Consider the following 25,407-nt stretch of genomic DNA (forward strand, 5'->3'; position numbering starts at 1 on the left):
GTAGTATCTCAAACATCAAGAGCACTGTAATTAACAACAAGTTTATCAAAATATGCAATGCTCTACAATAAACAATTTGTTGACAGGACTAACACTTTTGTAGCTCTTCTTTTTCCTGAGATAGTTGTAACTTTCTCCAAGCTTGGGGAGTTGTCCCATGATTTGTACGAAACTGGCGAAAGAAATGAACCAAATTTTGATAGCCCACCTTCATAGCAATTTCTTCTATTCCCTCATTAGTTTTCAAAAGCAAGAAACGTGCTGCTGCCATCCGGCGCTGGATAATCCAGTTTTGCACAGTTTGCCCAGTTTGCCGTCGCACCCAGTTTGTGAGGTAAGCCGAGGAGTAACCAACTGCATTAGCTACATTACTGAGGGTAATTGGTCGATGATAATTGGCTTCTATGAACTGGAAAACCTCCATTAAACCAGGATCATATGGAAAAATCGACTCCAAATCAAACTGTCTTGTGGTGTCAGCTAGTGATGGTTTTGGGACTGGCTGTGACTGTGCAGTGTAGCACTGTTGGAGAAAGGCTCGTTTTTCCAAGCAGGCTGCGATCGCCCTCAATAATTCCTGTACGCTACAGGGCTTAGTGAGATAGTCATCCGCGCCCATCTCCATACCTTTGCGGATGTCAGCCTTACTGACTTTAGTAGTTACAAAAATCAAGGGGATAATCGCTGTATCTGGATTTTGACGCAGCTTCGTTAGGACGCTGTAACCATCGAGTTTTGACATCGCTATTTCGCTGATTATTAAATCGGGCAAATCTTCCTGTGCTCGTTGGACACCGATAAGGCCGTTTTCAGCACCTATAGTATAAAAACCTTTAGCTTTAATGGCTTCTAGAAAAAGATTTCGGGTTGAGGCTGTATTTTCAATTACCAGAATTTTTTTCACCGTCTCCTCCGAAAATATTGCAATTAATAATGGTGGCTTTGATTGACATAACGTTATATGTCACCACTAATTGCTAGTAAACCAAAAAGTTTTTTACAAGTCTTACCATATGAACGGAATGTCATGCTTATAAACGTGAAACCTAGTTTGGGCAGAGTGTAAGCTGAGTGTGTTTAAGGCAATTGAATTTTAGTGCGTCAAACAGAGCAAAATCGAATTAATTCCCCACACCCCAAAGCCATGAATCTCAAGGATTTACGCTGAACGAGCGATGCCATTCGGGCGAACTTCAATCATCAGGTAATCTGCACCAGCTACGATCGCCGCCATTGCCATCGTTGGCACGAATTCATAGAAGCTAGTGGCGTGGCTAGGAGTATTTAACAAGCGCAGATTAATTTAATTTTAACTACTCCTTTCAGCAAGCTATTACTTCTAAATCAGACTAAAAATGAAAAAATATGAAAACTATTCGGAAGCTAAATTGGTAAAAAAATTTCAAAATCTTTTTCCAAGTCAAGCCTCTAATCCTATATCAGTGAAAATTTGGATAATTATGAAAAATGCAACACCCCGACCCAATACTTTTCGGTTAAAGGGGAAGGGGAAGGGGGAAAGGGAAAGAAAAAACCTTTAACCCAACCCCAGTAACCTTTTCCCAAAACCCGATTCCGGATTAAAAATGCAAAACCTGAGAAGTATTGCACCCCGACCAACTTGCTTTAAATAATTTCTTTTATCTGCTCCTAGACTGGATCTCAAGGATTAGTAAGCAAAATTCTAAAGTTTTCATATTTTTTTGATTCTTGCCTGATATAAGAGTAAGGTCAAATAAAGCAGTGCTTATAACTGTGCTGCTGTGTTGTGTCTACTGTATTATTCTTTGGTAAAAGCTTTTATGGATGATCAGGATGAGCGCCTACGCCAATTGATAGCAGCAGTTTGTCAACACCCAGATGGCAGCCGGGAATGGCGAAAAGCTATGAGCCGACTTCTGATTTTAATTCAGGGACTACCGGAATTTAGAAAATACTCAAGCATGGACTGCCCCGACCACTTTTTAGATGCCTTAAACCACAGTTTGGAGTGGTTAAGCCACAATATCAGAAACTTTCAGCCACGTACATCTTCAGTACGAACTGACTTAGTAAAATGGCTTAAAGGCTACCTTTCCTGGCGTATTAAAGATTTAAATTCCTCATCTGCCCCTCAAACAAGGAGGCTTCAGCTTTCCTTAGATGAAAATATTTCGGATGCAGATGCAGAGATAACAAGTTGGCTAGAACGAGTATCAGAAGGAGGAAGGTTATTAGGGACACCATCTAACCCGTATGTTCTAAGTGGGCTAGAAATTTATTTAGAACAGTTGCAACAGAACTCACAACAGTACCTAGTGGCAAGCCTAGCGGATTACATTGAGCAAGACCCAGACAAGCAGCTACGGAATTGCTATCCTCGTAAACACCCCGAATGTAACTGCCAAATACTCAGCCAGAGGTTGCTGTTCATCTTTAAGAACCCACCAGATACACTTGCTGATATTGCGCGTGAGTGTCAAATCAATTACCAAACTTTAGTATCCCACTGGAAATTAAAAGCAATACCGCTCCTGCAAGAAGTTGCCATTCAACTCGGATATCAATCTAATTAACAGCCATGAGTAGCACAGAAACACCTTGCTTAAAAATTACACTTGGACAAGAAGCTCATGCCATTGCCCGCCAGTTTGCTGTTGAACAAACCACGCCTCAAAAAGGGAAACAAATATATTTGAATACACTAGCAGTTTATGCTGTTTACAGTTACCTGAAATGGCTATGGATTGATACTGCTCTAGAAGAAGGTGATAGTTGGCATCCTCTCAAACGAGCTTTATTTGATGTTGCCGATCTAGTTCTTCCCAACATTGGTAAGTTAGAATGTCGTCCAGTTCAACCTGGTGAAACAGTCATTTCCCTACCACCTGAAGTGATGGGAAATAGAATTGGTTATGTGGCTGTCCAGTTTAGCGAACAGTTAAATGAAGTGCAGTTGTTGGGATTTGTTAGAAGAGTTAATATTCCTGATGATTGGGAGCAAATACCACTAGCAAGCCTTAAACCCCTTAATTTCCTCTTCGACTGTATTCCTGACGCTGTTGCTCACCCTGCACTCAGTCCTAGCCAAATACGGGTAAATTTAAACCAATGGTTTGAGAATCTGTTTGAAAATAGTTGGATGCCTTTAGAAGAAGTTTTCAGCAGTATAAATGATAAAAAGTTTGCTTTAAGAAGTATTTCATCAAAGCATGAAGGTAATGTAGCACGAGCAAAAATAATAGATTTGGGATTCCAAGTTGGAAATCAATCTGTAGTGCTGCTAATAGCGATTGCACCTTATTCTGAAGATAAAGTAGAAATACTTGTACAATTACATCCAGTAAACGGACAAACTTATTTGCAATCTAACCTGAGAATGAATTTAATGTCAGAATCAGGAGAAAATATCCAAGAAGTTGTATCACGAAGTAATGATAATTTTATTCAATTAAAACGATTTAGAGGGTATTCTGGAGAAGGCTTTAATATACAAGTGTCTAATGGTGCTTTCACAATCAAAGAGGCTTTTGTCATCTGACATTTTTTTGTCGGAGTGCAATGAGTAAGTTAGTTGTTTTAAATTTGGGTAAGGGAGACCTCTACAAAGGCTTCCCCGATGTCACAGTTCAACTTGGGTTGACAAATGATCATCGGGCGATGGAATTTCGTGGTAGTTTACCAGCAGCACCAGAAATTCCTCAACTTTATCGAAATTGGCAAATACTATACTCGGCTCTCTACCGTTATCATGGTTGGTCTGTACGCCTGGAAATCGAAGAGACTGATATTACAAATTTTTCAGAAGTTGAATTTAACGATTTATGTGAGGAATTATCATCTAGAATTAATATCTGGCTCAACTCTGAGCAGTTTCGCAAAATAGAGCAAAAGTTACGCACGCAATTAAATCCAAATGAAGAAATTCGTTTTATGATTGCAACTAGTGATAAATTATTGCGGCGGCTTCCTTGGCATTTGTGGAATTTCTTTGAAGATTATCCAAATGCCGAAGTAGCGCTAAGTTCCTTAGAGCCAAAACGACAAAATAAAATATATATTAAAGAAAAAAAAGTTAGAATTTTAGCGATTTTTGGCAATAGTAAAGGGATTGATATTAGTCAGGATAAACGGTTTTTAGAAAAATTATCAAACCAAGCTAAAATCAAGTTTCTCCTGGAACCACAACGAAAGGAATTAAGTAATGAACTTTGGGATCAAGGTTGGAATATTTTATTTTTTGCCGGACATAGTTATAGTCAAGAAAAAGGAGTTCTGCAAATTAATCAAACTACGACAATTACTCTAGATAGATTAAAACATGGACTGACAAAAGCAATCGAGAGTGGGTTGCGTTTGGCAATTTTCAATTCCTGTGATGGCTTAGGGTTAGCAGAAGCATTAGAGGATTTACACATTCCTCAAGTCATTGTCATGCGCGAACCAGTTCCAGACTTGGTAGCACAGGAATTTTTAAAACATTTTTTAACAGAATTTTCTAGCGGACGACCTTTATATTCTGCGCTGCGCGAGGCGAGAAAAAGACTTGAAGGAATAGAAGATGAATATCCTTGTGCAACTTGGTTACCAGTAATTTGTCAAAATCCTTTGGAAGCGCCAATGACTTGGCAGTTACACCAAAAGATGATCACTACCAAGAGTGTTTTGACCATATTGCTGGCAAGCTTTTTGGTAACAAGTTTGGTTATGGGGGTGCGGTATTGGGGTTATCTACAAACATCGGAGTTACAGGCGTTTGACCATTTTATGCAATTGCGATCGCAGTTCGTCACAGAAAAACCTGACGAACGGATTTTAATTATTACTATTGATGAAGCAGATATTCAGTACCAAATTAATAAAGGAATGCAAATGCGATGGTCGTTATCTGACCAAGCACTTACTCAACTATTAGATAAATTAAACAAATACCAACCGCGAACTATCGGTTTAGATATTTACCGTGATGGGACTGTAGATCCAAAATATCCAAATTTAGCCACTCGTTTTAGCCAGGATAATCGTCTATTTTTTGTGTGCAAGGTTGCTACAACTGATGATGATGGTGATAGTGATGGTATTCCGTCACCTGATGGAGTTCCAAAGGAACGCTTAAGTTTTAGTGATTTTGTTGCAGATGATGAAGTTATTGCTCGTCGTCAGCTTTTATATTTGACTCCTCCTCCAACATCTTTATGTACCGCAGAATATTCTTTTAATTTACAACTAGCACTTGATTATTTAAACAAGGAAGGCAAAACATCAAGTGTTACAAAATCAGGTTACTTACAGATTGGTAATGTTGTGTTTAAGAAATTAAACGAACACAATAGCGGTTATCAAAAAGTTGATGCATCTGGTTATCAAATATTGTTAAATTATCGTTCTCTCCCCTCTGTTGAAAAAATTGCCGAGCAAGTTAGTTTGAGAGATGTGTTAGATGAAAAAATACCGTTAGAATCAATACAATTGCTGAAAGACCGAGTTGTTTTTATTGGTCTTTCTGCTCCTACCAATACCAACGATTATTGGAAAACACCATTCAGTTATAATGCAAAACATCTTCAAAAGCAAGTACCAGGAGTGTTCGTACAGGCACAAATGCTAAGTCAAATTTTAAGTGCAGTTTTAGATAGTAGACCTTTGTTGTGGTGGTGGTCTGGATGGATGGAAGCATTATGGATATGGGGATGGTCATTGCTAGGGGGTATTGTTGCTTGGTATTTTTCAAAACCACTACATCTTGGATTGGCAGTTACAGTAATAGTTTTAATACTTTTTGGATTATGTTTCAGTATTTTTATGCTATCTGGATGGGTGCCACTTATCCCGTCAGCATTAGCATTGTTAGTTACCCAAGTGGCCATAGTTTTTTGGTTTAGACGTTCCCATCTTGGTAAAAAAAGGCAATCAGATTTCTAATTATGATGAAAAAAAAGTTGTTTATCCAATCAATCCAACGTGCTTGTGTAGTTCCTATATTACTTGTAAGTATGGTAAGTTACTTGCAACCAGTGCAGGCACAACTTTCTAATTTTATAAAAAAAACTGTTAGCAATTCCCAGTTGCAATCCTCCCAGCAACCAGCATTACCAAGAAGCGGCGCACCTACAGGCCGACGCAGAGCCGGGGCTGGGCGTAATCCTGATTGTCCTACTTCTCTTACACGTCTTACTGCATTAGTTCCTGGTGATGAAGGTAAATCAGTCTTGACATCAACAGTTGTAGGAAATCCAACTTTTTGGTTTTATGTTCCTGAATTACCTGAAACCGCACGTTCCGCAGAGTTCGTATTACATCTATCACAGAATGATAAAGATGTGCAAAATATCTACCGAACGCCTCTAGCTCTGTTAGGAAAACCAGGAATTATTAGTATTACTCTGCCATCACAATCACAATATGCTTTAAAAGCAAATCAAAAATATCATTGGTACTTTCATATTTATTGTGGTGATCCTCAAGAAACATCTGACAATTTTTATGTAGATGGGTTTGTGCAAAGGCAAGTGCTGACTCAAGCTCTTGATAGTCAGTTAAAGTCAGCAAAGCCAAGGGAGTACATTGCTTATAACGCTAATAATATTTGGTACGATGCCCTAACTAATTTAGGTCAACTGCGCCATGCAAATTCGCAGGATGCAACTCTTAATAAAGATTGGGTTGACCTATTAAATGCCATTGGCTTACAAGATATTGCTAAAGAGCCAATTGTACAGCATTACAACTTATAAAACTGACAAAATCAGACGAGTAATCGGGTGAGTACAATGGTAGGGATAACTCAAGATTGGCGGTGTTGGTGTAGCAGTTTGGCGATGGGCAGCCTTTTGATTGCTTCTTCGCAAGAGCATGTTTTTGCTCAAATTACCCCGGATGGCACTTTGCCTAATAATTCCATCGTTACACCCGATGGCAGCACCCTCAATATTACTGGAGGAACGCAAGCAGGTGGCAACTTGTTCCACAGCTTTGGCGAATTTTCTGTGCCTACTGGTGGTGTTGCTTCTTTTAATAATGCTGTAAATATTCAAAATATTATCAGTCGAGTTACAGGTGGGTCAGCTTCTATTATTGACGGAATAATTCGTGCTAACGGCACAGCTAATTTGTTTTTGATAAATCCTTCCGGGATTATTTTTGGACAGGGTGCGAGGCTAGATATTAAAGGTTCTTTTGTAGGGACTACAGCTAATGCTATTGGATTTGGCAGTCAAGGTTTTTTCAATGCTACTAATCCAAATACTCCTGAACTGCTAACAGTCAATCCTTCTGCCTTACTGTTTAATCAAATCAAAACCGCATCTATTCAAAATAACTCAATTGCTCCGTCCGGTTTAAATCCAACTTCTGAATTTATAGCAACAGGTTTACGCGTACCAGATAGCAAGAGTCTGCTGTTGGTAGGCGGTGATATCAATATGGATGGTGGAGGATTGTTTGCTTTTGGCGGGCGAGTAGAGTTAGGTGGATTAGCAAGTGCAGGAACAATTGAATTAAATGGGGATGGTAATAATCTGAGCATGAGTTTTCCCAATAGTGTAGAAAGAAGTAATGTTTCCCTCAATAATGGCGTTGTAGTAGATGTGACTGCTAGCGATGGTGGAAGTATCGCGGTTAATGCCCAGAACTTGGAGATGACAGGAAAAAGTCGACTGTCTACAGGCATAGCGACTGAGCTGGGTTCTGATAATAGTAAAGCGGGAAATGTTGAAGTTAATGCAACTGGAGCAATTAGTCTTGATAATGGGAGCCAAATTACTAATGAGGTGGGACGAGAAGCAAACGGGCAGGCAGGCGATATCAATATCAGTGCTAAAACTTTACAAGTTAAAGGTGGAGGACTAGTGGCTACTGGTACATTTGGTGCGGGTAAGGGTGGAAATTTGACCGTTGATGCCCAAGATATCCAACTGATCGGTACAACCAATGATGGTCTGTTTCCCAGTGCTTTATATGCTGTTACTGAAAACTCCACAGGGGATGCGGGTAATTTGACTATTAAAACTAATACCTTACTAGTGCGAGATGGGGCACAAGTGGTTACTGGTACGACTGGTGCGGGTAAGGGTGGAAATTTAACTGTTGATGCCCAAGATATACAACTCATTGGTAGTGCCGATCGTCGGTTTCCCAGTGGCTTGTTTGCTTCCACAGAACCAGGCTCAACAGGGGATGCGGGTGATTTGACTATTAAAACTAATACTTTGCTAATTGAAGATGGGGCACTGGTATTTAATGCTACATTTGGTGCGGGCAAGGGCGGAAATTTAACCGTTGATGCCCAAGATATACAACTCAATGGTAGTGCTGATCGTCGGTTTCCCACTAGCTTGTCTGCTCAGGCGGCAGGGCCAAATTCAACAGGGGATGCGGGTAATTTGACTATTAAAACTAATACTTTGCTAATTGAAGATGGGGCACAGGTGAATGCTGCTACATTTGGTGCGGGCAAGGGAGGAAATTTAACCGTTGATGCCCAAGATATACAACTCATTGGTAGAAATGGTCAGACTGTCAGTGCCTTGTTTACTTCCGCAGAACCAAACTCAACAGGGAATGCGGGTAATTTGACTATTAAAACTAACACCTTACTAGTGCGAGATGGGGCACAAGTGGTTACTGGTACGAATGGTGCGGGTAAGGGTGGAAATTTAACTGTTGATGCCCAAGATATACAACTCATTGGTAGTGCCGATCGTCGGTTTTCCAGTGGCTTGTTTGCTTCCACAGATCCAAATTCAATAGGGGATGCTGGTGATTTGACTATTAAAACTAATACCTTGCTAGTGCGAGATGGGGCACTGGTAAGTACTGGTACAAGGGGTGGAGGCAAGGGAGGAAATTTAACCGTTGATGCCCAAGATGTGCAAATTATTGGCATAAGTGCTGATGGTAGCTTTCCCACTGGCTTGTTTGCTTCCACAGATTTCAACTCAACAGGGGATGCGGGTGATTTGACTATTAAAACTAATACTCTGTTACTCAAAGATGAAGCGCAGGTAAGTGCTGGTACGAATGGTGCGGGTAAGGGAGGAAATTTAACCATTAAAACTAATACTCTGTTACTCAAAGATGGGGCGCAGGTAAGTGCTGGTACATTTGGTGAAGGCAAGGGAGGAAATTTAAGTGTTGATGCTCAAGATGTGCAAATTATTGGCATAAGTGCTGATGGTAGCTTTCCCACTGCCTTGTTTGCTTCCACAGATTTCAACTCAACAGGGGATGCGGGTGATTTGACTATTAAAACTAATACTCTGCTACTAAAAGATGGGGCGCAGGTAAGTGCTGGTACAAGGGGTGGAGGCAAGGGAGGAAATTTAAGTGTTGATGCCCAAGATGTGCAAATTATTGGCATAAGTGCTGATGGTAGCTTTGGCAGTGGCTTGTCTGGTTCTGCGGAAGCAGACTCAACAGGGGATGCAGGTGATTTGACTATTAAAACTAACACCTTGTTAGTACGAGATGGAGCTGCAATAACTGTGCAGAGTTTGGGAACAGGAATCGCAGGTATCATGACATTAAATTCTCCCTCCATCCGTTTAGATAACAACGCCTTACTCAGCGCTAATACACGCAGCGCTAAAGTTGACCCGAATAGGGAGCAAGCAACAATTAACATTAGCTCAGAAAATTTAATCATGAGTCGCAATAGCAACATCATAACTAACGCTACGGGCAAAGACGTTATTGGCGGCAACATCAACATTAACACCGATTTCCTTATTGCTTCTGGAAACAGCGACATCAGGGCCGATTCTGCTAACTTCCGTGGCGGAAATGTGCAAATCAATGCCCAAGGTGGTATTTTTGGTATACAATTCCGAGATATCGAATCTGATAGCACAAGTGATATTACTGCCACGGGAGCCAGTTCTGATCTAAGTGGTTCTGTCGAACTGAGTACACCTGGTATCGACCCCAACAGTGGCTTAATTGAATTGCCAACAGTACCAGTTGACACCCAACTAGCTCAAGGCTGCTATAGTCCAGGTTACGCCCAAAACCGATTTGTGATTACCGGACGCGGCGGTTTACCACCCAGTCCCAAAGACATTCTCACGCCAGATGCAACCCAGATAGATTGGGTGCCTTTTAAACTCAGCAACAACAACCGTTCCCTACCACCTATTACTAATAAACCAACAACCTCCACTCCCAAACGCATTGTTGAAGCCACAGGTGCAGTGCTAAACGCCAAAGGACAAATAGTCCTCAGTGCTAATTCATCCACCGCTACTCCTCATACTCCCAGACAGAACCCAATTCAATGTCAAAGCAATTCAAAATTCAAAATTATTAATTCAAAATTGCACTTCTAGTTTGCTCTAAACCCTTACAGGTGATTGTAGAGCACTATTTTTTAAATCAGTGGGGGCTTTTTATTTATTCTTAATTTTGAATTTTGAATTTTGAATTTTGAATTTCATTAAATGGTTATGGTAGCTAAAATTACTCCAACTTTTGCAGCATCCTGCTTGCTTATATTACTTAGTAGCCTGGCAACTACACCTGGTAAGGCGCAGACAGTCAATCGCGTACAACTACTTCAAAACAATTCTCCCTCGCTCCCACAACTCCCACCACCGCAGGATGTCCAACCACTTTCGCCCAGAACACCAACAACACCCTCTCCACCACCGCAACTACCCCCTCCATTCGAACTATTTCAACCTGATCAACTAGTTCCCATACCAGATGAACCACTCCCTGAAACATCACAAACCTTTACCGTTAAACAATTTGAAGTTATTGGCAGTACAGTATTCAGCCAAAAAAAATTTAATCAAATACTAGAATGCAGTCAAAAAAATCTGACATACAGGTTGAGGCAGAAAACCGAGTGTTTTACAAATCGACCAATTACATTTACAGACTTATTAGAAATTCGCTCTAAAATTACTGAACTTTATATTCAAGAGGGGTACGTTACTTCTGGAGCTTATATTACTGAACAAACTCTTACTGATGGCGTTGTTCAAATCCAAGTAATTGAAGGTAAATTAGAGGATATCCAGATAACTGGAACTAGGCGACTCAACCCAAATTATATCCGCAGCCGTATAGCTTTAGCGGCATCCACTCCTTTAAATCAAAAACGCCTATTAGAATCCCTGCAACTATTGCAACTCAATCCTTTAATTCAAAACTTATCTGCTGAATTATCTGCTGGCTCACGTCCTGGCTCTAATTTGTTGGCTATCAAAGTAACAGAGGCAGATACATTTAATGTAGAAACAGTATTTGACAATGGTCGTTCCCCTAGTGTTGGTAGCTTCCGACGGCAACTGCAAGTTAACGAAGCCAACTTACTAGGATTTGGAGATAGTATCTCGTTAGCATACAGTAATACTGACGGTAGTAATACCATAGATGCCAGCTACAGTTTGCCTCTCAATCCCCGCAATGGCACTCTCACCTTCAGCTATGGCAATACATCAGCCGATATTATTGAACGTCCTTTTAATGCACTAGATATTGAATCAGCTTCCCAATATTACGAACTCACATTGCGCCAGCCGCTAGTGCAAACTCCCAATCAAGAATTCGCTCTAGGAGTCACGGCTTCTCGCAGAGAGACTGATATTTCCTCCTCTGTGTTTGAACAGGAGGATGCTCCCCTTTCTCTACTTTCACCGGGGGCTGATGCAGAAGGAAACACTCGTGTTTCTGCGTTGCGATTTTTTCAAGAATGGACTCTTCGTAATAGCCAAGAAGTAATTGCGGCTCGTTCTCAATTTAGTCTGGGAATTGGTGTATTTAATGCCACAATCAACAATACCGAACCTGACAGCCGCTTTTTCGCTTGGCGAGGACAAGCACAATGGGTACGTCTGTTAGCTCCTGATACTTTGTTGTTAATTCGTGGCGATGTACAACTAGCTTCTACAACACTTTTAGCTTCAGAACAATTTGGTCTAGGTGGTATAAGTAGTGTACGGGGCTATCGTCAAGATTTACTGCTAGCAAATAATGGCGCTCTTGCTTCTGTTGAGTTACGACTACCAATTGTGCGTATACCACAATGGGATGGAGTTATGCAAGTTACCCCGTTTGTTGACGTTGGCACTGCTTGGAATAATTCGTCGAGTATAGATGAAAATAATACTAACACTAACACTCTAGCTTCTGTTGGTTTGGGTTTGCGTTGGTTACAGGGCAATAACTTTACTGCTGGTATTGAGTGGGGTATTCCTTTAGTTTCTGTTGATACTCAAGGTAATACATTGCAAGAGAATGGGCTGTATTTTTTTGTACAATATAATCCGTTTTAAACTTACACAAAGGAGCTAATACTAATTTGCAATTCGCAATGGGCTTTAGTACTACATGATGTTTATAATTAATTCTCATGAACAAATACAAAATAAATTTTGTAAGTTATATGAAGTTTTTTAAATACTTGCTATTATCATTGTTGACTATATTTTTCTGTGTATTTTCATCTGTTATTTTCGATTCTTCTATTTTTTTAACAGCAGCCTTTGCCAAATCTAAAGTTTTATACTTTCCTGCTGTAGGAACAAAACCTGCTTTCAACCAAACCCAAATTTTTAGTTTGATGCAGCAAAGTCAAGCACTTTATGAAAGGGGAGTGTTTACAGAAGCAGTACAAGTTCTAAAAAAAGCAGCAGACGAATTTAAAGCTACTAATAATGTATTGAATGAAGCTATAGCTTTGACTAACCTTTCCTTAGCGTATCAGCAGTTAGGACAATGGCAGCAAGCGAATGAAGTCATTTCACAAACTATTAAATTATTACAAAGTCTAGAAGATTCAGATTCTTCACAAGAGCGATCGCAAGTCTTTGCCCAAGCTTTAGATGTTCGAGGTGGGCTGGAGTTAGCACAAGGACAAACTGAAGTAGCCCTAAGTACTTGGCAATCAGCAGCTAAAATTTATCAGGATTTAGATGATATATCAGCGTTAATTCGCAATCACATTAATCAAGCTCAAGCAATGCAAGCTTTTGGGAATTATCTCCAAGCAGATCACACTTTAACCTCACTACGAGAGAATCTGCAAAAACAAGCAGATTCTCCTGTTAAAGCTAGAGGATTGTATAGTTTGGGGAATGTATTGCGAAGTTTGGGCTATTTAAGTGATTCGCACAAAATCCTAGAAGAAAGTTATTCTATGGCTGTCCAAGTGGGAAGTGCGATCGATCAAAGTAATACTTTACTTAGTTTAGGTAATACAGCCCGTGCTCAAATCTACGCTCAACTGAGTTTAGGGAACTCAGGCAGTGCGAAGGATTATGCTCAAACGGCAATCCAATACTATCAACAAGCAGTGCAGATTGGAGTTGCAATACCCACTGTGCGGCTCCAGGCTCAACTGAATTTATTAAGACTATTGGTAGAGCAAGAGGAAGTTAGTACAGCAAAAGCTTTATTGCCGCAAATTCAGTCTCAGATAGACAATTTGCCTCCAAGTCGCACGGCTGTTAACTACCGGATAAATTTTGCCCAAAGTTTGAGCAAAATGAGACAAAACTCAGTTGAGCCAAAAAATGTTGCTAAAATGCTAGCGCAAGCTGTACAAATGGCTAAGAGCTTAAAAGATCAACGAACCGAATCTTATGCTCTTGGTATTCTTGGCGAACTGTACGAACAAACTGGACAGTTATCTGATGCCAAAAGTCTTACACAGCAAGCCTTGGTAGAAGCTGAGTCCATTGATGCCCAAGACATTGCTTATCAATGGCATTGGCAGATGGGACGGATACTGCAAAAGCAATCCAATATCCCGGCAGCAACAGATGCTTATAGTCGAGCTTACAACGCTCTCAAATCCCTTCGTAACGATTTAGTTGCAATTAATCCTGACGTACAATTTTCTTTCCGCGAAAGTATAGAACCTGTATATCGACAGTACGTTGATTTACTGTTGCAACTTCAAGAAAATCCAATTCAAAAGCCAGATAATCTCGTTCAAGCTCGTCAGGTAATTGAATCTCTCCAATTAGCAGAATTAGATAACTTTTTTCGTTCACCCTGTTTGGTACCAAGAATTGACCTTGATCAATTAGTGGAAAAAGAAATATCCACAGCTGTTATCTATCCAATTATTTTAGATAACCGACTAGAAATTATTACTCGCTTACCAGGGCAAGATACAATCTACCGTAAAACAACTAAAGTCCCTAAAGATGTATTAGAAAAAGCTGTAGAACAACTACAGAAAGATTTACCCGTTGCTAGCCGAGAGCCTGATGTTAAGCAGATATCAAAACAGTTATATGACTGGTTAATTAAACCTATTGAATCAGATTTTGCAAACAAAGGTATAACTTCCCTAGTGTTTGTGCTGGATGGTTCTTTGCGGAATATCCCAATGACGATTCTTTATGATCAACAACAGCAGAAATATCTGATAGAAAAGTATGCTATCTCTTTGATGCCTGGACTACAACTCCTTGCTCCTAAATCTTTAAATAACGTGCAGCTAAACGTTTTAATTGCTGGGGTTGAGCAAGAACGCTTGATTGAAGGTAAATCTTTTTCGGAACTTTCAAATGTTACACAGGAATTAAAACAAATTCAATCTTCAGTTAAATCAAGCAAACAACTCTTAAATCAAGAGTTCACTAAAACTAATCTGCAAAACAAAGTTCAATCTACTCCTTTTTCAGTAGTACACTTGGCTACTCATGGGCAATTTAGCTCAGATATTGAACAAACCTATATTCTTACCTGGGATAGCCTACTAAAGGTTAGGGAATTAGATAGTTTACTTCGAGCCAGAGGTGAAAGCCGACCAGAAACAATTGAATTACTCGTTCTTAGTGCCTGTAAAACTGCCACAGGAGATAAACGAGCTGCTTTAGGATTAGCTGGAGTGGCTGTACGAGCAGGCGCACGTAGTACATTAGCTACTTTGTGGACAGTAGATGATGAGTCTACTAGCGACTTTATGGGTGAATTATATCGACAGTTAGATGCCGGGGTAACTAAGTCCCAAGCATTACAACGCGCTCAACTTGCAATTCTAGCGAAAGAAAATCGTCCATATTTTTGGGCACCTTATGTTCTTCTAGGTAATTGGTTGTAATTATTTAACAATAAACAATGTAGAGTTTAAGAGGGTGTTTGAAAAGTCCTCCAACGTGTGTTTCACTACCCTGTCCACCGAAAAACTGCTACGAGAGAATCGGAGTTTTCAGATCACACTTGGCGGTCGATGTCTTGGTTGTCGCTCTGATTGCCCATATCCTTAATAGAGACAGTGTAAATTATCCGTCTTTCCAGTCCCCTGCTGACTAGCGGTAAGCGAAGCCATGCCGTCAGGCTTATCGCCTATTCTTTTCCGATTTCCCATACTGCATTTATTATCTTTTTTGTCAATGCGTAAGTTTTGACTGGAAACAGCAATTGACCTGCGATGCCTGCGGCGGGCGTAGCCATCACTAGCTCTTCTCCCAAAGAAAATGCCCAAGAATGCCTGCGATTTATGAGCGTGACACTGAAGAATCACGCCAGCACTATGAACAGACCCAGGCGCTCAAAGCTGCGATAAAGGTCAATACTGCTCGGTTAACCATTTTTAACTCGGCATTGGGTTTGGGGAAAAGGTTAAAGGTTTTTTCTTTCCCCTTCCCCTTTTCCCCTTAACCGACAAGTATTGAGATAAAGGTTTTACTGCACCCATGTCAGAGTCTGGAAAATGGTTGAGTAAAGCAACCGCCACTTGGTTAAAGAAAAGGATGCGTCCTTCATGAATTAAAAGGCTCAACATGGCGCAGTCGCCCAGCCCATGTCTAGGCATTTTTTGCGTAGTTTGCGATAGGCAAGTGATAAGGCATCAGAGGAAGTATGAATTTCATCTGTTAAATTGTAAGGAATTATTTTAGGGCGTTGAGACTCAACCACTAGTTTATCTTCCTGGTTAATTTTTAAACTATACTTTTTAAAAATGGCATCTGCCCAAGGCTGAGTCAGGGCAAACGCATCTAAAGTATAAGAATCCTTTAATAGCAAGGGTTTCAACGTTTTTAAATTTAGCCTATTTTTTCGTCAAGATCCTTATCCAGCAGGGGTTTCAGAAATGCCGTGCGTTCGCCCTGAAGGCTGAGTTAAAAAACTACGAAATTGAATGAACTTAGAAATAGTAGTGTGTTCATCAATGGGAACATGAACAACAAAAGTTATAAACCTTTCAAAATTACTGTAAATGATGTTGGGCATATAGAAAGAACGTATTGTCTTAATTTCTGAGTGATTTTTACGATGAGTGTATTTCCAAAAAATACCTTTAGGGATGTGCTGTTTGAGATGAATCAAGCTACTCCCACCCCAATCTTCTAGATTAGCTTCATATTCTGGAAGCTGGGGTTGTTGGGTCATGCCACTACCAAAAGAATTAGCATGAACAAAAGCTGAGTGAGCCGGATCAATAGAGTTTTCAACTAAGCGGGTATAGTGAGCATTCCACTTAAACTCGAATTGCACAGATCGTAAAGTTGGGTCTTTTACTTCAGGAAAAGATGGCAGCGGGGGACATTCTCTTTGAGGCAGGTCTCCCCAGAATAGCCAGACAAAACCATATTTTTCTTGAACTGGGTAAGTAATTAAACGCGCTTTCTTAGATATAGGCACCCCTGGTTGATTAGCAGGAATTTCAATACAAGTACCGTCTGCTTGATATTTCCACCCATGATAGGGACAACGAATACAATCATTTTCTAACCAGCCATTGGATAAAGCAGCACCACGATGGGGACACTGATCTAAGAAAGCCACTACCTGTTTTTGTGAGTTACGGTACAGAACAAACTGCTGGCTTAAAAGAGGAACTCGCTTAGGCTTGTCGGTAATAACTGAACTGAACTCACATGCATACCAAAAGTTTTTTAACACATTTACCTCCCGCTTCTGCATTCAGAGAACGCAATCAAATCACAATGAAAATTGTTTATCTGACATATCGTCACCAACCACTGACAAGGTGGTTTCCATTTCAATAAGTTACATAAACATCAACATAACTAAATGCCGATATGCCCACACTACGGCATCGCTTGACTGTTTATTAGAATCATTCTTTCTTAATAACAGCTCATTTAGAAAATTACCCATTAATATTGGTGTTAGCTACTACTAGTACGTCAAAACAATTTAAAATTCACGCATTATCAATTTACCCAACCCTGTGCCAACAATTTTAGGTTGGCAGACTACTACTGGAATAAAGGTCAGCACCGGATAAAGTATTGATATTATTAGCAAATGGTTGATGAAATTGAAATCAGTATATTATTAGCTGTGTTGCTAACAGAGCCGAAATAAATACGAAATCAACTGCTGAACTAACTAGGGTACCAAAAATGCGTGTAGGCAAAGCATTTCCAGAAAACATAACAAGTGTTCCCACTAACATCCACGGCCAATTAATTTCACGCCAGATAAAGAATCCCATCACAGCTACCAATAAGGCAGTCAAGATTGGTAGCATCGGTAAGCCACAGCTTTTAGGTTTATAACGCAAGCTACCTGCAAAAGTTATCGGTACTAGTTCTAAACTAACAAAGTCGTTTACCAACCCAAACGTAATCAGTCCCAGAGCGATCACCCAGCATCCATAGTACACAGTTGGGTTATTTACCCATACAACACCAGCATTGCTTGCTAGCTTGACAGCGACTACCACTAATAGCGGTACAAATAAATTATGTAACAGAAAGCGCAAGCGATTAAGCGATTCCAACAAAGCACCTTGCTCAATGAAACGACCGATAGAAATTATAAAATTGTCATAAGTCATTCCAGTTAACACCAGAGCTAACAATGTTGTATTAATGTTGTACGGGTGTCTAAATAAGCTAAAGCTCCAAATTGCTAACCCAAAATTAGCAAATGTATAAGCTGGATGCAAAAAAGCCGCCATCTCTGCATTTTTCATATTATTATCACAATGTCTATATATCTTGAAAATCAGGTATGGCAGCAAATATTTTTAGCCTTCTTTGTGAATTTAGCTAATAGTATTTTTTGCTAAAAAACATTAGCTGTTCCCTAACGTAGCAATCTCATGAATTTGCTGATATAGAAAATCTGTTGATGTTTGACCATCTGCATAATCTTGTGTAGGAACATCAGATTCCTTACCCCAGCCCATATCTAGACATTTCTTCCGAAGCTTGCGATAGGCTATGGATAAGTTATCTGAGGGAACATGGAGTTCATCAGCTAAATGATTAGGCACAACTTTGGGAATTTGAGACTCAATAATTGGCTTATCTTCTAACATGGTTTTCAAAGCCCGCTTTCGCGCATCCTGATCCGCAAACGGTAATGTTATAAAATTACGAAGAACGATCCACTTAGTGAGCGTTGTGTTATCGTCAATCGGGATATGAGCAATAAAGAGAATTATTCTGAAATCACCAATAGGAAAGTCAAATTCCAATCGGCTAATACTAGGCATAAACAAGGAGAGCGTTACTTTCAGAGGGCGTGAGTTTTGTTTGTTGAGTATAGTTTTCCAAAAACCTCTAATTTTTTTGGGCTGATTTGCTGTGATAGTAGCACTTGCACTCCACTCTCCTAGGCGCACATCATACTCTTCAATACTCGGCTGCTGAGTGATACCACTGCCGATAGAATTATGATGAATAAAAGGCACATGAGAGATATCAATCGCGTTTTCTAATACACGAGTATAGTGAGCGTTCCATTGCAATTCGCCATAAACACTACGCCAACCAAGAGTATCAAATTCAGGAAGTGATGGAATTGGGGGACGTTCTTTTTCAGGAAGGTCTCCCCAGAACAACCAGATAAAACCGTATTTCTCTTGAACTGGATAAGTATTTAAACGTGCTTTCTTAGGAATAGGCACACTTGGTTGATTAGCAGGAATTTCAATACAAGTACCGTCTGCTTGATATTTCCACCCATGATACGGACAACGAATACAGTCACCTTCCACCCAGCCATTAGATAGAGATGCCCCACGATGAGGACATCTATCTAACAAAGCAAACACTTTTCCTTGAGAGTTGCGGTATAGGACAAACTCAAGGTTAAGCATAGTTAACTGCTTAGGCTTGTTTGTAATAGTTGAACTGAATTCACAGGCATACCAAAAGTTTGTTAACATGGCTTATTTCTATTTTTAAATCAATGGATGCAATATCCCGGATTTCTCACCCACCTCTCAAAGCCTGTGCCTGTGCTTGTGCTCTTGAGTAAGGGAGCAGGGGAGAGTTCAAATACTAGGTTCTTTCCCCTCTGACCCTTCGCCCCTCTGCTCCATCAAAGCAGGGAAGCTTGTGAGAAATGCGGGAATATCAAGTGTTGCTCAATGGCTTAATCTTCCAGGAGCAAAAGCCGCCCACTTTTTATGTTCTTTGCGTGATAAAGCAAGTCAATAGTGGTATTTTCTTGACTACGCTGAAGTCCAGGGCAAACGCATAATGTCAACAAGAAGACTTTACTCTCAGTAGGACATCACGTTTGATTTTTTGTCTCTTTAGATGTAAAGAGTTTTTTCAGAAATCAAATACTAGTCCTATAGTGATAATGTGTTTAGACGAAATCAAAGCCACTGCTAAAATCTGAAATTGAAACTCCTTCAACAACTGCAATTAAGTCGTTGTTAAAAGATATTCCTGTCCCTACGGCATTATTAATAGAGATAATACCCAAGCTAAAAATAGATTCAGGTAGTTCAATAGAGTCCTGGCTGATATTGAAGTCAGTAATCAAGGCGTAGTCACTATTATTGCCATTATCATAGAAAATTTCATTACCTGCTCCCAAAACAAAGGTATCGCCATTAGCCCCGCCAGTTAAAATATCAATCTCGTTAACAATTGATGCAAATCCTGGGGCAAAAGGTTCAACGCCGATCAGGCGATCGCTCCCATCACCACCCGATAAAGAGTCGTTTCCAGCTCCACCAATCAATAAGTCTGTGCCAGTTTCACCAGTAAGGGTGTCATTTCCAACTCCAGTCCCACCAAATACGGTGTCGTTACCAGCCTCACCCTGAACAAGATCATTGCCTGCATCACCATTGAGTTGGTCAAAACTCCCGCCACCTGATACCGTGTCATTGCCAGTACCCGCAAAAACTCGATCATTTCCAGCGTCGCCAGAAATTACGTCGGCACCATCAGAGCCATTGAGAATGTCATCTCCATCATTCCCATTAATGGTGTCATTCCCTGCATCACCGAAGATGCGGTCATTGTCATTGTTACCAATGATGCGGTCATTGCCGTCCCCTCCATTGAGCACGTCAACCCCATTGTCGCCATCAATAGAGTCGTTCCCAGCATCTCCAAATACTAAATCGTCGCCATCCCCACCATCAATTGTGTCGTTTCCTGCTCCAGCAACGATCAAGTCTTCATCATCGTTACCAAAAATTACGTCGTCACCGGTTAAGGCTACAATCGTATCGTTATCATCAAAAGCATCTATGCGATCATTGCCAATAGTGCCAGCAAGAAAATCGTCCTCATTTGTACCAATAATATCCATGTGTTTTTTCCTTTCAACTTTTAGGAATTGATTTCAAAAGGCATCAATAATTTTCACCCATGTTCCGTCTTTGCGCCAGTTACGATACTAAAAATGGCTTGAAACTTGACTTTTCAAGAATCGTTAAAAGTATTATTAAGCAAAGCTTCCAGCCGCTTTAATAAAAGTCTAGCTATTAGCCGTTTGCAGTAGAAAATAGGTGTATACCGTCTGCTATACGGGAAAGTCACCGGGTAAAGCTCGCCATCGCACTCCCTCTACAAGAACATAAAAGAAGATCGCGTTGAGAACTTGCCACATATCGACTTCAAGCTTCCGACCACCGGGTTTTGGTTCTGGAATCATGTTACTGAGAGATTTATATTGGGCACGGGTTAGATTGCTAGGGGAAGTAAAGCTTACCCGGGAGCGGAGCGTCCCATAGGGAAGGAAAGGCAGCAGCAAAGTAGTTCTACTCCGAACGGATAATAGCTGGACTTTTGTATTAACATCTGTGAACGTTACCTGATAAAGGTTTTAGCAATTATTGAGAAGTCCACATCCAAGCCGTTTTGAGTATCGTGAAGTACTAGACAAGTATTAAAGTACTTCTACTTATCTATCAGCTTTTTTAAGTGGGTTTTTATGCAAAATTTGGATTTTGTGGCAAAACTTCAAGCTAGCCAAACGTAAACTTTTGTAACAGTAAAAGCTCTTTTGCATAAAATTCGCCCTCTGTTGCCAGAAATAAATAGAGAGGGAAAGCAAACTTTTGGAGTGCTAAATGAATCAAACCTCATTTGAGGAAATAGATGTTTTGCTTCAACAACTAGCTTTAACAGTGTAAGAATACCCGCACATGGCTCAACCTAATTTGTACTATCGCTTTAATCAACCTCTTACTTCTAAATCAGGACAAAATTAAAAAGTTATGAAAACTGTCGCTCAAGCCTATTTGGTAGCAAGTTTTCAAAATCTCTTTTAAGTTCAAGCCTCTAATCCTATATCAGTAAAAAATTGAAGAACTATGAAAATTGCAATATTTTAACCAACTTGTCTTAAATAATTTCTCTTATCTACTCCTATCCAGATATAAAGGAATACTCAGTACCATTCTAATGTTTTCATAGTTTTTTAATTCTTACCTGATATAAGAGTAAGGTCTTATAAAGCAGAGCTTATAACTGTACTGCTATGTTGTGTCTACTGTATTACTCTTTGGTAAAAGCTTTTATGGATGACCCCGATGAGCGCCTACGCCAATTGATAACAGCAATTTGTCAACACTCAGACGGTAGGACGGGGGAATGCAGGGAATGTCAATGTTAATGTTACTGGTGCTGTTGATATTGCTGGAGAGAAAAACGGTTTGGTTAATGCGATTAGGAGTCTTGCAAAAATAACTTGAACACTTTTTACTGGGAAGTAAAGCTAACAGACTATTCCAGATTAAATTCGTACAACTTATTCTTACATGATGCCTTAGCAGCTTGATGGCAACTAACTGCTGCAAAATATCGGAGTTACTCAAGGTTTTAGAACATCCTGAATTACCATTTCATAATAATCCTGTTGAGTTAGCAGCCAGGACTATGGGTACAACGACGTAATATCAGTTATGCTATGCCACTCAGACTACTGAGGGCATTAAAGCTTGGGATACTTTTATGTCTCTAGTTACAACTACCCGTAAGTTGGTAATCAGCTTTTTTGAATATGTGCGTGACCGATTTCTGAGACTGGAATCATTCATCATTCTCTCTCTTGCAACTATTATTGGCGATAAATCTTCTCTTAATCCCTTCGGTTAGTCGTGGGAACCACGATCATTGACTACCCCGAAGTATTGGAGAGATACGAATAATTTTTTATTTGGAAGTCCCTAAGGATAAAATTATATGTCAATATTGGCTTCTTTAGACCTGTCTAAAACTTTTTTCCTCAACAGCTTACTAGGAGCTAATCAGACAATTTATTTAGATTTCGACGGCAATATCACCTCTGGTACTTCCTGGAACACAAGTGAACGTCCGGCTAACATTATTACCCCTGCCTTCGACATCGATGGCGATACAGCATCCTTTAGCTCGGCTGAACTCGAAACAATTCAGTATATCTGGCAGCGCGTCGTTGAGGATTTTAGCCCATTTAATGTTAACGTCACAACGCAGGCTCCAGCAGATATTAACGATCTGATTAAAAGCGCCAGTGATGATACTCGCTGGGGAGTGCGTGTTGTGATCGGCGGTAGCTATGACGATTGGTATGGTAAAGAAGCCGGAGGAACCGCCTTATTTGGTTCTTTCAACTGGAATAGTGATACTCCTGCCTTTGTTTTTGCTAAAGATACGATAGGTAATGAGAAGTATACGGCTGATCTTATCTCTCATGAAGTAGGTCATACGCTGGGACTCGAGCATGATGGACGAATAACCCCCGCTGAAGAATACTACCAAGGACATGGCAGTGGAGAGACTGGCTGGGCATCGATTGTGGGAACAGCGTATTACCAGAGCCTAGCCCAGTGGAGTAAAGGCGAGTATGCTTCTGCTAACAATACTGAGGATGATTTGCAAATTATTACGACCCAAAATGGGTTCACCTACCGAGATGATGATTCTGGTGATACAATTGCGACAGCAAAACCACTAACTATTTCTAGTACATCTATCAGTGGTAGTGGCATCATTGAGCGCAATACAGATCTAGATTTTTATAGTTTTGTCACAGGTACTGGTCTGATTAGCTTGATAGTGAATCCTTTTAATCGAGGGCCAAACTTAGACATTTTGGCAGAGCTATACAATTCTACTGGTACCTTAATTGCATCGTCCAATCCAACAGATTTACTATCTGCAAGTATTACAACAAATGTCGTTGCTGGAAATTATTACCTCAAAATTAATGGTATAGGAAAAGAAAATCCTCTTTCAAATGGCTACACGGATTACGGCAGTTTGGGGCAGTACTTTATCGATGGTACTGTAACCTTTCCTAATATCCAGCGATGGGCAACTGGTCAAGGCGGGTTTTGGGATACTCAAAAATGGTTAGTCGGCGATTTTAACGCAGATGGGAAAGATGATTTAGTCAACGTCTTCAATGATGGGGGTCTAGCTAGTATCGATACTCACTTATCTAATGGTGAGAGTTTTGCTATCCAGCGATGGGCAACTGGACAAGGTGGCTTTTGGGATACTCAAAAATGGCTAGTTGGCGATTTTAACGCAGATGGGAAAGATGATTTAGTCAACGTCTTCAATGATGGGGGTCTAGCTAGTATCGATACTCACTTATCTAATGGTGAGAGTTTTGCTATCCAGCGATGGGCAACTGGGCAAGGTGGCTTTTGGGATACTCAAAAATGGCTAGTTGGCGATTTTAACGCAGATGGGAAAGATGATTTAGTCAACGTCTTCAATGATGGGGGTCTAGCCACTATCGATACTCACTTATCTAATGGTGAGAGTTTTGCTATTCAGCGATGGGCAACTGGTCAAGGCGGGTTTGGAGATACTCAAAAATGGCTAGTTGGCGATTTTAACGCAGATGGGAAAGATGATTTAGTCAACGTCTTCAATGATGGGGGTCTAGCCACTATCGATACTCACTTATCTAATGGTGAGAGTTTTGCTATTCAGCGATGGGCAACTGGTCAAGGCGGGTTTGGGGATACTCAAAAATGGCTAGTCGGTGATTTTAACGCAGATGGGAAAGATGATTTAGTCAACGTCTTCAATGATGGGGGTCTAGCCACTATCGATACTCACTTATCTAATGGTGAGAGTTTTGCTATTCAGCGATGGGCAACTGGTCAAGGCGGGTTTGGGGATACTCAAAAATGGCTAGTCGGTGATTTTAACGCAGATGGGAAAGATAATTTAGTCAACGTCTTCAATGATGGGGGTCTAGCCACTATCGATACTCATATTTGGTATTAAGCCGAGACGCGTGACGTGAAAGTTGCGCTAATTAACAGCTAGTAACTTGATTTATGCTTAACTAAAGTTGGCTGCTACTATTAGTGGAGGCAAGTAATGTCAGGTTTGGGTTTTACTCATTGGGGTGCTTCAATTACTATCGCTTTCGGTGTCAGCTTTTGTACCATTGATCATGCAAGCGCTCAAATTACTTCAGATGGCACTTTACCTAATAACACTACCGTCACAAGAGAAGGTAACACGTTTAACATTAGTGGAGGAACTCAAGCTGGTGGTAATTTGTTTCACAGTTTTGGTGAGTTTTCTGTGAATACTGGTGGCACTGCTTCTTTTAATAATGCTCTGGATATTCAGAATATCATCGGTAGAGTAACAGGTGGGTCAGCTTCTAGTATTGATGGGATAATTCGCGCTAACGGCACAGCTAACCTGTTTTTAATAAATGCTAACGGCATTATTTTTGGTCAGGGTGCCCAATTGAACATTGGTGGTTCTTTTGTTGGGACTACAGCGAATGCTCTGCAATTTGGAAATCGAGGATTTTTTAGCGCTACTGAGAAAAATATCCCTTCACCGTTGTTGACTATTAATCCTTCAGCTTTGCTGTTTAATCAGATAAATCAAAACGCAGCGATTCAAAATAATTCAATTGCAGCCGCAGGAAAACATCCAGCAGGTTTTAATGCATTAGGTTTACAAGTACCAGATGGTAAAAGTTTGCTGCTGGTGGGTGGTAATCTCAGCATGAATGGTGGGCGGTTAAATGCTTTCGGTGGACGAGTTGAGTTAGGAGGATTGACCCAACCTGGTAGTGTAGCGCTAGGTGTAGATGGCGATAATCTCAGCTTGAGATTTCCTGAGAATGTTGCACGATCTGAGGTATCCCTTACTCAGGGCAAACGCATCTTATTTACTAATAAAAACTAAGAAAGATTTCAAAATGACATAAATAATTGTAGAAATTAAGTAAATAATAAACAAAGTAAATCAATTATTTTCGCAATCTGTGAATTAGCTT

17 protein-coding genes and 1 pseudogene are annotated in these 25,407 nt (G+C 40.3%); 10 read left to right on the top strand and 8 right to left on the bottom strand.

Going from position 1 to position 25,407, the window contains the following annotated elements:
- Nucleotides 1-88: 88 nt before the first annotated feature.
- Together LC608_RS31025 and LC608_RS31030 are read right to left on the bottom strand one after the other, a co-directional pair.
- Nucleotides 89-904, bottom strand: a complete 816-nt coding sequence (locus LC608_RS31025) for a DNA-binding response regulator (RefSeq protein ID WP_229557235.1) — start codon at nucleotides 902-904, stop codon at nucleotides 89-91.
- 255 nt (nucleotides 905-1,159) lie between these two features.
- Nucleotides 1,160-1,291 (bottom strand): hypothetical protein, encoded by a 132-nt coding sequence (locus tag LC608_RS31030; RefSeq protein WP_374108473.1) that lies wholly within the window; start codon nucleotides 1,289-1,291, stop codon nucleotides 1,160-1,162.
- A gap of 511 nt (nucleotides 1,292-1,802) precedes the next feature.
- Between LC608_RS31030 and LC608_RS31035 the strand changes: the two genes are divergently transcribed.
- The 7 genes from LC608_RS31035 to LC608_RS31065 all read left to right on the top strand — a co-directional run bounded on the left by LC608_RS31035 (nucleotide 1,803) and on the right by LC608_RS31065 (nucleotide 15,034).
- Nucleotides 1,803-2,555, top strand: a complete 753-nt coding sequence (locus LC608_RS31035) for a hypothetical protein (protein WP_229557236.1) — start codon at nucleotides 1,803-1,805, stop codon at nucleotides 2,553-2,555.
- Nucleotides 2,556-2,560: 5 nt separating this feature from the next.
- A complete protein-coding gene (locus tag LC608_RS31040; RefSeq protein WP_229557237.1) occupies nucleotides 2,561-3,520 on the top strand; it encodes a DUF1822 family protein in 960 nt (319 codons plus the stop codon).
- A 20-nt stretch (nucleotides 3,521-3,540) separates the two neighbouring features.
- A complete protein-coding gene (locus LC608_RS31045; RefSeq protein ID WP_229557238.1) occupies nucleotides 3,541-5,901 on the top strand; it encodes a CHASE2 domain-containing protein in 2,361 nt (786 codons plus the stop codon).
- Between the two features lie 2 nt (nucleotides 5,902-5,903).
- Entirely contained in the window at nucleotides 5,904-6,713 is an 810-nt protein-coding gene (locus tag LC608_RS31050; RefSeq protein WP_229557239.1) for a DUF928 domain-containing protein, read from the top strand.
- Nucleotides 6,714-6,749: 36 nt separating this feature from the next.
- Entirely contained in the window at nucleotides 6,750-10,301 is a 3,552-nt protein-coding gene (locus tag LC608_RS31055; protein WP_229557240.1) for a filamentous hemagglutinin N-terminal domain-containing protein, read from the top strand.
- A 111-nt stretch (nucleotides 10,302-10,412) separates the two neighbouring features.
- Entirely contained in the window at nucleotides 10,413-12,254 is a 1,842-nt protein-coding gene (locus LC608_RS31060; protein ID WP_229557241.1) for a ShlB/FhaC/HecB family hemolysin secretion/activation protein, read from the top strand.
- A 110-nt stretch (nucleotides 12,255-12,364) separates the two neighbouring features.
- The gene (locus LC608_RS31065; protein ID WP_229557242.1) at nucleotides 12,365-15,034 is read left to right on the top strand and encodes a CHAT domain-containing protein; all 2,670 of its coding nucleotides are present in this window, start codon (nucleotides 12,365-12,367) and stop codon (nucleotides 15,032-15,034) included.
- Nucleotides 15,035-15,711: 677 nt separating this feature from the next.
- Here the strand turns inward: LC608_RS31065 and LC608_RS31070 are convergent.
- From LC608_RS31070 to LC608_RS37025, 6 genes and pseudogenes are all read right to left on the bottom strand, one after another.
- A complete protein-coding gene (locus LC608_RS31070; RefSeq protein WP_229557243.1) occupies nucleotides 15,712-15,960 on the bottom strand; it encodes a hypothetical protein in 249 nt (82 codons plus the stop codon).
- A gap of 45 nt (nucleotides 15,961-16,005) precedes the next feature.
- Nucleotides 16,006-16,839 (bottom strand): aromatic ring-hydroxylating dioxygenase subunit alpha, encoded by an 834-nt coding sequence (locus tag LC608_RS31075; RefSeq protein WP_229557244.1) that lies wholly within the window; start codon nucleotides 16,837-16,839, stop codon nucleotides 16,006-16,008.
- 388 nt (nucleotides 16,840-17,227) lie between these two features.
- Entirely contained in the window at nucleotides 17,228-17,881 is a 654-nt protein-coding gene (locus LC608_RS31080; protein WP_229557245.1) for a hypothetical protein, read from the bottom strand.
- Nucleotides 17,882-17,983: 102 nt separating this feature from the next.
- Complete coding sequence (locus LC608_RS31085) at nucleotides 17,984-19,081, bottom strand: aromatic ring-hydroxylating dioxygenase subunit alpha (RefSeq protein WP_267871270.1); 1,098 nt, start codon at nucleotides 19,079-19,081, stop codon at nucleotides 17,984-17,986.
- Nucleotides 19,082-19,509: 428 nt separating this feature from the next.
- Nucleotides 19,510-20,469, bottom strand: a complete 960-nt coding sequence (locus LC608_RS31090) for a calcium-binding protein (protein ID WP_229557247.1) — start codon at nucleotides 20,467-20,469, stop codon at nucleotides 19,510-19,512.
- 216 nt (nucleotides 20,470-20,685) lie between these two features.
- A pseudogene (locus tag LC608_RS37025) lies at nucleotides 20,686-20,907 on the bottom strand (transposase); the annotation flags it as partial.
- Between the two features lie 1,208 nt (nucleotides 20,908-22,115).
- On the opposite strand from LC608_RS37025, the gene LC608_RS31100 reads away from it, so the two are divergent.
- From LC608_RS31100 to LC608_RS31110, 3 genes are all read left to right on the top strand, one after another.
- Nucleotides 22,116-22,259, top strand: a complete 144-nt coding sequence (locus tag LC608_RS31100; RefSeq protein ID WP_229557248.1) for a hypothetical protein — start codon at nucleotides 22,116-22,118, stop codon at nucleotides 22,257-22,259.
- An 87-nt stretch (nucleotides 22,260-22,346) separates the two neighbouring features.
- On the top strand, nucleotides 22,347-24,389 hold the full coding sequence (locus LC608_RS31105) for a zinc-dependent metalloprotease family protein (RefSeq protein WP_229557249.1): 2,043 nt from the start codon (nucleotides 22,347-22,349) through the stop codon (nucleotides 24,387-24,389).
- Between the two features lie 96 nt (nucleotides 24,390-24,485).
- On the top strand, nucleotides 24,486-25,316 hold the full coding sequence (locus LC608_RS31110; protein ID WP_229557250.1) for a filamentous hemagglutinin N-terminal domain-containing protein: 831 nt from the start codon (nucleotides 24,486-24,488) through the stop codon (nucleotides 25,314-25,316).
- Nucleotides 25,317-25,407 lie beyond the last annotated feature (91 nt).

It is taken from the genome of Nostoc sp. XA010 (assembly GCF_020829625.1).
In the GTDB taxonomy this organism is placed as follows: domain Bacteria; phylum Cyanobacteriota; class Cyanobacteriia; order Cyanobacteriales; family Nostocaceae; genus Nostoc.